Source organism: Microbacterium sp. 69-10, from assembly GCF_001897945.1.
Taxonomy (GTDB): Bacteria; Actinomycetota; Actinomycetes; order Actinomycetales; family Microbacteriaceae; genus Microbacterium.
The window spans coordinates 29,419-39,345 of record NZ_MKRT01000006.1 but is presented as its reverse complement, the minus strand read 5'-3'; the positions used below and the strand labels follow the sequence as shown (position 1 = coordinate 39,345).

Sequence of the window (9,927 nt, the reverse complement as noted above, 5' to 3'; positions counted from 1 at the left end):
TCTCAGGCGGCACAACCGGCCTGTGCATCGGCCACATAGCACCCGAAGCGGTGGACGCAGGTCCTATCGCCTTCGTGCGCGATGGTGATCTGATACGGGTCGATATCGCGGCTCGCTCCCTCGAGCTACTCGTCGAGGAGGCTGAGCTGAGCTCCCGCCGTGAGGGCTGGGAGCCCCTACCCCCGCGCTATACCCGTGGCGTCCTCGCCAAGTACTCCCGTCTCGTGCGCTCCGCCGCACAGGGCGCGGTGACCGGCTGAGCCTGAGACAGGCACGCCCTCCGCTCCCGTCCGGGTACCTGCTCATCACGATCATCAGAGGAATGAAATGACACCTCCCGATTCCGCACCGGCCGTGCCGCGGCCACCGGCGCGCACCGCATCCGCTCCCGAGATCTCGGGTGCCGAGGCGGTCGTCCGCTCACTCGAGAAGCTGGGCGTCACCGACGTCTTCGGCATCCCGGGCGGTGCGATCCTCCCGGTGTACGACCCGCTGATGGACGCATCCGATCTCCGGCACATCCTGGTCCGCCACGAGCAGGGCGCCGGGCACGCGGCGGAGGGCTACGCCTCCGCCTCGGGCCGGGTCGGCGTCTGCATCGCCACCTCCGGTCCCGGCGCGACCAACCTCGTCACCGCCATCGCCGACGCGTACATGGACTCCGTGCCGCTGGTCGCGATCACCGGTCAGGTGTTCTCCACGCTGATGGGCACGGACGCGTTCCAGGAGGCCGACATCGTGGGCATCACGATGCCGGTGACCAAGCACTCCTTCCTCGTGAAGGACGCAGCCGACATCCCTGGCGCGATCGCGGCGGCGTTCGAGATCGCCTCGACGGGACGTCCCGGCCCCGTGCTCGTGGACATCACCAAGGACGCGCAGCAGGACGTCGTGCCGTTCATCTGGCCGCCCAAGGTGGAGCTTCCCGGCTACCGCCCGGTGACCAAGGCGCACGGCAAGCAGATCCAGGCGGCGGCGACGCTGCTGGCCGAGGCCAGGAAGCCCGTGCTGTACGTCGGCGGCGGCGTGATCCGCGGCAAGGCATCCGACGAGCTCCGCATCCTCGCCGAGTCCACCGGCGCGCCCGTCGTGACCACACTGATGGCCCGCGGTGCCTTCCCGGACTCTCACCCGCAGCACCTCGGCATGCCCGGCATGCACGGCACGGTCCCCGCCGTGCTCGCGCTGCAGGAGGCCGACCTGATCGTCTCGCTCGGCGCGCGCTTCGACGATCGTGTCACCGGCAAGGTCGCGCTGTTCGCCCCGAACGCGAAGATCGTGCACGTCGACATCGACCCCGCCGAGATCTCCAAGATCCGCACGGCCGACGTGCCGATCGTGGGCGATGTGCGCGATGTGCTGGTCGACCTCGACACCGCCTTCCGCAGCACGGTGAGCAGCGACGGACCGGACACCGACGAGTGGTGGTCCTACCTGGACGGCCTGAAGTCCGAGTTCCCGCTCGGCTTCGCGCCGACCAGCGACGGACTGCTGTCGCCGCAGCACGTGATCCAGCGCATCGGCGAGCTGACCGGGCCCGAGGGCGTGTACGTGGCGGGCGTGGGGCAGCACCAGATGTGGGCCGCGCAGTTCATCAAGTACGAGCGTCCCAACTCCTGGCTGAACTCCGGTGGCGCCGGCACGATGGGCTACTCGGTCCCGGCCGCGATGGGCGCGAAGGTCGCCGAGCCCGACCGCGTGGTGTGGTCGATCGACGGCGACGGATGCTTCCAGATGACCAACCAGGAGCTCGCGACCTGCGTCATCAACAACATCCCGATCAAGGTCGCCATCATCAACAACTCGTCGCTCGGCATGGTGCGGCAGTGGCAGACGCTGTTCTACGACGGCCGGCACTCCAACACCGACCTGAACACGGGGGCCGGCACGGTCCGCATCCCGGACTTCGTCAAGCTCGGTGAGGCGTACGGCTGCCTCGCGATCCGGGTCGAGAAGGAGGACGAGGTGGACGCCGCGATCCAGCTGGCGCTGGAGACCAACGACCGTCCGGTGCTGATCGACTTCGTCGTGAGTGCGGATGCCATGGTGTGGCCGATGGTCCCCCAGGGCGTCAGCAACAGCTACGTCCAGTACGCGCGCGACCACGCGCCGGCCTTCGAGCAGGAGGACTGACCATGGCATCGCACGTGCTGAGCCTGCTGGTGGAGGACACCCCCGGCATCCTGACCCGCGTGGCCGGGCTCTTCGCCCGCCGCGGCTTCAACATCGAGTCCCTCGCCGTGGGCGTGACCGAGGTCGCCGGGATCTCCCGGATCACGGTCGTCGTCGACGTGGAGGACCTGCCGCTCGAGCAGGTCACCAAGCAGCTGAACAAGCTGATCAACGTGATCAAGATCGTCGAGCTCGAGCAGTCGTCGTCCGTGCAGCGCGAGCACATGCTCATCAAGGTGCGCACCGACAACAACACCCGCTCGAACGTGCTCGAGGTCGTCAACCTGTTCCGCGCCTCGGTCGTGGACTACGCGCCCGACGCGCTGGTGGTCGAGGTCACCGGCGATCAGGGCAAGGTGCAGGCGCTGCTGCGGGCTCTCGAGCCCTTCGGCATCAAGGAGCTCGCCCAGTCGGGCCTGCTCGCCATCGGCCGCGGCGGCAAGAGCATCACCGAGCGCGTCCTGCGCGGCTGACCACATGACCATGTTCGCTCGGCCGGTTGCTGAGCGAGCGAAGCGAGACGAAGTACACAACCAAGGAGAAACAACACCGTGAGCACCGAGATCTTCTACGACGACGACGCTGACCTCTCGATCATCCAGGGCAAGAAGGTCGCCATCGTCGGCTACGGTTCGCAGGGCCACGCCCACGCGATGAACCTGCGCGACTCGGGCGTCGAGGTCGCCATCGCCCTCAAGGAGGGCTCCAAGTCGATCGCCAAGGCCGAGGAGGCGGGCTTCCCCGTCAAGACGGTCGCAGACGCCACCGCCTGGGCCGACGTCATCATGATCCTCGCGCCGGACCAGCACCAGCGCGGCATCTACACCGAGTCGATCAAGGACAACCTGACCGCGGGCAAGGCCCTCGCCTTCGCGCACGGCTTCAACATCCGCTTCGGCTACATCGACGCACCCGAGGGCGTGGACGTCATCCTCATCGCTCCGAAGGCACCGGGCCACACCGTGCGTCGCGAGTTCGTCGCAGGCCGCGGCATCCCCGACATCATCGGTGTCGAGCGCGACGCGACCGGCGGCGCCTGGGCGCTCGCCCTGTCGTACGCGAAGGCCATCGGCGGCACCCGTGCCGGCGTCATCAAGACGACCTTCACCGAGGAGACCGAGACCGACCTGTTCGGCGAGCAGGCCGTGCTCTGCGGTGGCGTCAGCCACCTCGTGCAGGCGGGCTTCGAGACCCTCACCGAGGCGGGCTACCAGCCGCAGATCGCCTACTTCGAGGTGCTCCACGAGCTCAAGCTGATCGTCGACCTGATGTGGGAGGGCGGCATCGCCAAGCAGCGCTGGTCGATCTCCGACACCGCCGAGTTCGGCGACTACGTCTCCGGCCCGCGCATCATCGACGCCGGCGTCAAGGAGCGCATGAAGGAGGTGCTGGGCGACATCCAGTCCGGCGCCTTCGCCAAGCGCTTCATCGACGACCAGGACAACGGCGCTGCCGAGTTCCTGGCCCTTCGCGAGAAGGAGCAGGGTCACCCGATCGAGACCACGGGCAAGGAGCTGCGCGCTCTCTTCGCCTGGAAGCAGTCAGACGAGGACTATGTCGAGGGCAGCGCTGCGCGCTGACCGCGACTGATCAAAGAAGAGGCACCCCTTGCGGGGTGCCTCTTCTGCGTTCAGATCACTGCAGGACGACGCCCTCGCCGACGACGCGCAGCGCGATGCGCCGTCCGGGCTTCGCGAGAGCAGCGTTCCAGTGCCGGATGGTGATGGTCGGCGGCTCCGCGGACAGGCGCGGGTCGGCGTCCGCCTGCGACTCCAGCCGGATGCGCACGGAGCTCTCCGCGCCGAAGTACACGCCGTCCTCGACGGTGCCCCGGACGGGGGCGTCGGCGACGATCTGCACCTGCTCGGGGCGCAGCATGAGCGTGACGTGCCCCTGCACCGGCGGGTTCCGCACCGGGATGTAGCCGAGCGCGCAGGACGCGAGCGAGCCGTCCAGCCACGCGTCCAGCACGATCGCCTCGCCGAGGAACTCTGCGACGCCGCGGTCGACCGGGCGGGTGTAGACCACGAACGGGTGCCCGGTCTGCACCAGATCGCCGTCGCGCATGACAGCGACCTGGTCCGCGAAGCTCAGGGCCTCGGACTGGTCGTGCGTCACCAGGATCGCCGTCGTCCCGGCCTCGGCGAGGATGGCCGAGACCGCCTCCCTGGTGGCCGAGCGCAGTCCCGTGTCGAGCGCGGAGAACGGCTCGTCCAGGAGCATCAGCTGCGGCTCGCGGGCCAGGGCGCGGGCGATCGCCACGCGCTGCTGCTGTCCGCCGGAGAGCTGGTCGGGGCGACGGTCGGCGAACTCGCGTGGCAGCGCCACGAGGTCGAGCAGCGCAGCGACGCGGTCGCGTCGTTCGCCACGCGGCAGGTGCTCGAGGCCGAAGGCGATGTTGCGGGCCACGGTCAGATGCGGGAACAGTCCGCCATCCTGCGTGACGTATCCGATGCCGCGGCGATGAGCGGGGACCCAGGTGCCGGGTCCGGCGACCTGGACGTCGCCCAGGCTGATCTCGCCGCCGTCGGGGCGGGCGAAGCCCGCGATCACGCGCAGCAGCGTGGTCTTGCCCGATCCGGATGCCCCGACGATCGCGGTGATCCCGCCGCGCCGCACCGCGAGGTCGATGCCGTGCAGGACCTCGTGCCCGCTGTACGAGGCGGTCACCCCGGACAGCAGCAGGTGGGCGTCCGGCACGGGACCGGTGCCGATGGTGGGGACGGCGCCTGTGGAGCCGAGGTTGGATGCGGTCATTCGGTTGCCGCCTTCGTGGTGGTGCGCCTGGTGCTCCGGGCAGTGGTCGACTGCCGGAACAGCAGATAGGTCATGGGAGCGGAGAGCAGGATCAGCAGCAGCGCGTAGGGGGCCGCGCCCGCGAAGTCGATCTCGCTGGACAGGCTCCAGAAGCGGGTCGCCAGGGTCTGCACCCCGATCGGGGAGAGCAGCAGGGTCGCGGTCAGCTCGCCGGCGATCGCGAGGAACACCAGAGCCATCCCCGCGGCGGTCGCCGGCGCCACCAGGCGAAGCGTCACGCCCAGGAACGCGCGCAGCGGCGGGCGACCCAGCGCCTGGGCTGCCTCCTCCAGCAGCGGCGGGGCCTGCGCGATGCCGGCTTGCAGCGGCACCAGGGCCCGAGGCAGGAACAGCAGCGCGTACGCGATGAGCAGCAGCAGGGTGGTCTGGTAGATCGCCGGCACGAACGTCAGCGACACGGAGACGAGGGCCAGGGCCAGTACGATCCCCGGCATCGAGCTCGTGAAGTAGTTGGTGCGCTCCAGCAGCCGGCTGAGGCGGCCCGGATGACGGACGGCCAGCCACGACAGCGGGAACGCGGCCACGACAGTGAGCACGCCGCCGCCGAGTGCGAGCCCCAGCGTCTGCAGGAGTGACGGGACCAGCTCGGGGGCCTGCCACACGCCTGCGCCGCCGAACACCAGCCAGCCGCCGATGACGACCGCGGGGACTCCGAGGGCGAGAACGGCGAGTGCCGCGAGCCCGAGCTGGGCCGGCAGCTGCCAGCCGTGCAGATGCACGCGGCTCGGCGGCGCGGCGGTCCCGGAACCGATCCGCGCATACCGCGCACGACCCCGCGCACGACTCTCCAGCATGAGCATCAGCAGGCACAGCAGCGTGAGGACTCCGGCGAGCATGCTTCCGGCGGAGCCGTTGAACGTCGACCGGTACTGGTCCATGATCGCCGTCGTGAACGTGTCGAAGCGGATCAGCGCGAACGCGCCGTACTCGCTCAGCAGGTGCAGTCCCACGAGCAGCGATCCGCCGAGCAGCGCGAGGCGCAGCTGGGGGAGCACCGTGCCGAAGAACACCCGCACCGGCCCGCGGCCGAGACTCGCCGCGCTCTGCTCGAGCGCGGGGTCCAGGCCCGCCAGCGTGGCTCGCACCGGCAGATACACCAGGGGGAAATACGACAGGGTCGACAGCAGGACCCCCGAGCCGAGACCGGCGAGCGAGGGGATGGCGGACACCCATGCGTAGGAGTTGACGAAGGCGGGGATCGCGAGCGGCATCGCGAGCACGGCGCCCCAGAACCCCGCACCGGCCAGCGCGGTGCGCTCCACCAGCCATGCACCGCCCACGCCGAGCACAGCGGACAGCGGAACGGCCAGGGCGACGAGCAGCACCGTGTTGCCGAGAAGCTCGCCGACCCGGGGTCGGAGGATCAGGGCGATGGACTGATCCCAGCCGATCTGCACCGCCGTGGTGATAACGAAGATCAGGGGAAGCAGCGAGAGCGCGGCGACGAGGACGCCGGCGAGGACGACGCCGAAGGGCGGGCGGAGCGCTCGGGCTCCGCCCGCCCTGACGGGAGCGGTGTTCGTCGTGATGTTCCCGACTTTAGAGCAGGCCGGCCTGCGTCATCAGGTCGGTGACCTTCTTGGAGTTCAGCGTCGCGGGATCGATCTTCGGTGCGTCCAGCTCGGTCAGCGGCACGAGCTCGGAGTTCGCGGGCACGTCGGAGCCGACCGGGTACTCGAAGGACGTTCCGTTCTGCAGGATCTCCTGGCCCTTCTTGCCGGTGATGAAGGCGAGGAACTTCTGTGCTGCGGCCTCATGCTTGGTGGACTTGAGCACGCCGCCGCCGGAGATCGAGACGAACGCGCCCGGATCCTGGTTCTTGAAGTAGTGCAGCGCGACGTTCTCGGAGTTCTCACCGGTCTGCGCCTGGTCGCCGAACCAGTAGTAGTGGTAGATGATCGCGCCGTCGATCTCGCCGGCGTTGACGGCCTTCATCGCGGTGGAGTTGCCCTTGTAGGCGACCGAGTTGGTCTTCATCGCCTGCAGCCAGCTCTCGGCCGCCTTCTCGCCCTTGAGCTGGACGAGCGCGGAGACGATGGCCTGGAAGTCGGCGCCGGAGGGCGATGCCGCCCAGCGGCCCTTCCACGCCGGATCGGCGAGATCCATCATCGACCCGGGCAGCTGCGCCTCGCTGAGCTTGGTGGTGTTGTAGGCGAACACCGTGGACCGTGCGGCGATGCCGACCCACTTCTCGGACGACGGGCGGTACTCCTCGGGGACGTTCTTCAGCGCCTCGTCCCCGGGAGAGGTGAACAGGCCCGCCTTCTCGACAGCGGTCATCGACGGGGAGTTCTCGGTCAGGAAGACATCGGCGGGGGACCGGTCGCCCTCCTGGATGATCTGGTTGGACATCTCGGTGTCGTCGCCGTTGCGGACCTGCACCTCGATGCCGGTCTCCTTCGTGAAGGCGTCGATCCACTCCTTGGTCAGCGACTCGTGCTGCGCGTTGTAGACGGTGATCGTCTCGTCCGAGGGCTTGGTGGTGGACGATCCGCCGTCGGTGGTGGCGGGTCCGCTGCACGCGGCGAGAGTCAGAGCGGCGACGGCGGCGGCAGCGGTGGCCGAGAGCAGGCGAAGACGACGGTTCACAGTGGTCCTTCGATGAGGGGAGCGGCGCGAATGCGCACCTATAAATATAGGTAAGGCAACCCTAATGCTGCAACGCGGGAGCTCGTTCCGGACGCATTGCCGCCAGACATCCGATGTCTGTGTCAGGATGGACCCATGCGACAGGAATGGTTCGACGAGGCCAGGTTCGGGATGTTCGTGCACTTCGGCATCTACAGCGTTGCCGCGAGGCACGAGTGGGTGCAGAGCTACGAGCGCCTCACGGATGACGACTACCGCCAGTACTTCGAGCACTTCGACCCCGATCGCTTCGATGCGCGCGCCATCGCCCGCCAGGCCAGGGAGGCGGGGATGGGGTACGTGGTGCTCACGACGAAGCACCACGACGGCTTCTGCCTGTTCGACTCGGCTCTGACCGACTTCAGCTCGCAGCAGACGTCGGGTCGCGATCTCGTGCGCGAATTCGTCGACGCCGTGCGCGCGGAGGGGCTGAAGGTGGGTCTGTACCACTCGGTCATCGACTGGCATCACCCGGACTTCACCGTGGACTGGAACCACCCGCGTCGCGACGACGAGAACGCGGCCGCCCTCAATGAGGGCCGGGACATGGCGCGGTATCGCGAGTACCTGCACGGACAGGTGCAGGAGCTGCTGACGCAGTACGGCCGGATCGACTATCTGTTCTTCGACTTCACCTACCCCGAGAGCCGTGACGGCTGGGCGGGCAAGGGTCCGGATGCGTGGGATGCGGAGGCCCTGCTGGGCATGTGCCGCGAACTGCAGCCCGACATGCTCGTGAACGATCGTCTCGGCATCCCCGCCGACTTCGTCACACCGGAGCAGTACCAGCCCACCGCACCGCTCGTCGACGAGCAGGGAGCGCCGCGGGTGTGGGAGGCTTGCCAGACGCTGAACGGGTCGTGGGGCTATCACCGTGACAACACAGATCAGAAGTCGCCGACGCTGCTGGTCCAGATGCTCGCCGACTCGGTGTCGATGGACGGCAACATGCTGCTGAACATCGGCCCTGACGGGCGCGGTGCGATCGCCCCGCGCGACGCGCGCACGCTGGATGAGATCGGACGATGGATGCTGCTGCACCGCGACGCGATCGTCGGCGCCGGGCACGCGGAGTTCACGCCGCCCCGGGAGGGCGTCTACACCCGCCGTGGCGACCGACTGTACCTGCATCTGTTCAGCTGGCCGCTCGGGTTCGTGCACCTGCCGGACCTGGCAGGACGGGTGTCCTTCGCCCGGCTGCTGAACGACGGCTCCTGGCTGAAGACGTCCGTGCCGGACCCCGATCAGCACGACACCCACATGACGCCGACCCTGCAGGACGAGGGGACGTTGACGGTGCACCTCCCGGTGCAGCGGCCGGACGTGCTGATGCCGGTGATCGAGCTGACGCTCGCGGACTGAGAGAGCCCGAAGGCCGTCAGGCCACCGGCATCTCCAAGCGATCCATCGCCAGCCTCGCGGCGCCCAGCAGGATCGCGTCGGCTCCCGTGCGGGCGGCCTCGATGCGGAGCGTCTGTGTGACGAGCGGGTGGCACTCCTCGTAGACGCGGCTGCGCACCGCGGCGAGGAACGGCTCCGAGCTGCCAGGCTCTCTCGGCGACGGGCGGACTGACGCCGTCGGCCGGCACCGTCGATGCCGTCCTCGCCGTCGCCGGCGCGGGCATCAGGGTGGCGCCGCTGGTGCGCCCACGACCGGGAGGATTCGTCTACGACCCGGACGAGGTCGCTCTGGTCGCGGCCGATGTCCGGGAGATCGTCCGGCGCGGCGCGGGTGGTGTGGTCGTCGGGGCGATGACCCGGGAGGGCCGGGTGGATCGCGACGCCATGCGCCGTTGGATCGATGCCGCGGACGGTGCGGAGGTGTCCTTCCACCGTGCGATCGATGTCGCCCCCGATCCCGTGGCGATCATGGACGAGCTCACCGAGCTCGGCGTGCATCGCGTGCTCACCAGCGGTGGTGCCACGCGCAGCGTGCACGGCATCGGGGTGATCGGCGAGCTGGTCGCCCGCTCGGCCGGCCGCGTCGAAGTCATGCCCGGCGGCGGCGTGCACGTCGAGGACATCGCGCGACTGGTCGCGCTGGGCGTGGATGCCGTGCATCTCTCCGCCCGGGTGGACTCGGGGGATGCGGCGCCGAGTGGACCCGGTGGCGGGGTCACCGGTTTCGATGCGACGGAACCGAGGATCGTCGCGGCGGCCCGTGCCGCCGTCGACCGGGCGGTGCGCTCCGCTGCATAGCAGGAGACGCGCAAGAGGCCGTTCCCGGGTTCCGGGCACGGCCTCTTCTGCGGTCGATCGGGTCAGTTCGCCGCGGGCGCGGCGTCCTTGATGTCTGCCGGCGGCGTCACG

Annotated in this window: 10 protein-coding genes; 6 read left to right on the top strand and 4 right to left on the bottom strand. The window is 69.2% G+C overall.

What is annotated here, in order from left to right:
• The 4 genes from BGN97_RS02150 to ilvC form a co-directional block, all read left to right on the top strand.
• The coding region (locus tag BGN97_RS02150) for a dihydroxy-acid dehydratase (RefSeq protein WP_292697624.1) at nt 1-260 on the top strand (260 nt) is incomplete at its 5' end.
• Between the two features lie 67 nt (nt 261-327).
• On the top strand, nt 328-2,133 hold the full coding sequence (locus BGN97_RS02145; RefSeq protein ID WP_292697623.1) for an acetolactate synthase large subunit: 1,806 nt from the start codon (nt 328-330) through the stop codon (nt 2,131-2,133).
• Between the two features lie 2 nt (nt 2,134-2,135).
• Complete coding sequence (gene ilvN, locus BGN97_RS02140) at nt 2,136-2,645, top strand: acetolactate synthase small subunit (protein WP_292697622.1); 510 nt, start codon at nt 2,136-2,138, stop codon at nt 2,643-2,645.
• 78 nt (nt 2,646-2,723) lie between these two features.
• Nucleotides 2,724-3,752: a ketol-acid reductoisomerase gene (ilvC, locus tag BGN97_RS02135; RefSeq protein WP_285632903.1), complete on the top strand. Its 1,029-nt coding sequence runs from the start codon at nt 2,724-2,726 to the stop codon at nt 3,750-3,752.
• 55 nt (nt 3,753-3,807) lie between these two features.
• Here the strand turns inward: ilvC and BGN97_RS02130 are convergent, their stop codons facing one another.
• From BGN97_RS02130 to BGN97_RS02120, 3 genes are all read right to left on the bottom strand, one after another.
• The gene (locus BGN97_RS02130; RefSeq protein ID WP_292697621.1) at nt 3,808-4,929 is read right to left on the bottom strand and encodes an ABC transporter ATP-binding protein; all 1,122 of its coding nucleotides are present in this window, start codon (nt 4,927-4,929) and stop codon (nt 3,808-3,810) included.
• Nucleotides 4,926-6,386, bottom strand: coding sequence for an iron ABC transporter permease (locus BGN97_RS02125; protein WP_363331388.1), 1,461 nt, complete (start codon nt 6,384-6,386; stop codon nt 4,926-4,928). Before BGN97_RS02125 ends, BGN97_RS02130 begins: the two co-directional genes overlap by 4 nt.
• A gap of 142 nt (nt 6,387-6,528) precedes the next feature.
• Complete coding sequence (locus BGN97_RS02120) at nt 6,529-7,578, bottom strand: iron ABC transporter substrate-binding protein (protein WP_292697619.1); 1,050 nt, start codon at nt 7,576-7,578, stop codon at nt 6,529-6,531.
• Nucleotides 7,579-7,713: 135 nt separating this feature from the next.
• On the opposite strand from BGN97_RS02120, the gene BGN97_RS02115 reads away from it, so the two are divergent.
• Nucleotides 7,714-8,979, top strand: coding sequence for an alpha-L-fucosidase (locus BGN97_RS02115; protein WP_292697617.1), 1,266 nt, complete (start codon nt 7,714-7,716; stop codon nt 8,977-8,979).
• A gap of 16 nt (nt 8,980-8,995) precedes the next feature.
• On the opposite strand, the gene BGN97_RS02110 is transcribed toward BGN97_RS02115, so the two are convergent.
• Complete coding sequence (locus BGN97_RS02110; RefSeq protein WP_292697615.1) at nt 8,996-9,136, bottom strand: hypothetical protein; 141 nt, start codon at nt 9,134-9,136, stop codon at nt 8,996-8,998.
• A 50-nt stretch (nt 9,137-9,186) separates the two neighbouring features.
• Here BGN97_RS02110 and BGN97_RS02105 point away from each other — a divergent pair, with 50 nt between their 5' ends.
• Nucleotides 9,187-9,816: a copper homeostasis protein CutC gene (locus tag BGN97_RS02105; RefSeq protein ID WP_292697902.1), complete on the top strand. Its 630-nt coding sequence runs from the start codon at nt 9,187-9,189 to the stop codon at nt 9,814-9,816.
• The last annotated feature ends 111 nt before the right edge of the window (nt 9,817-9,927 follow it).

What these genes read in the sequence shown, in the direction of transcription:
- BGN97_RS02115 (WP_292697617.1), top strand. Translation starts at nt 7,714, where the DNA reads ATGCGACAGGAATGGTTCGACGAGGCCAGGTTCGGGATGTTCGTGCAC.
- BGN97_RS02130 (WP_292697621.1), bottom strand. Translation starts at nt 4,929, where the DNA reads ATGACCGCATCCAACCTCGGCTCCACAGGCGCCGTCCCCACCATCGGC.
- ilvN (WP_292697622.1), top strand. Translation starts at nt 2,136, where the DNA reads ATGGCATCGCACGTGCTGAGCCTGCTGGTGGAGGACACCCCCGGCATC.
- BGN97_RS02145 (WP_292697623.1), top strand. Translation starts at nt 328, where the DNA reads ATGACACCTCCCGATTCCGCACCGGCCGTGCCGCGGCCACCGGCGCGC.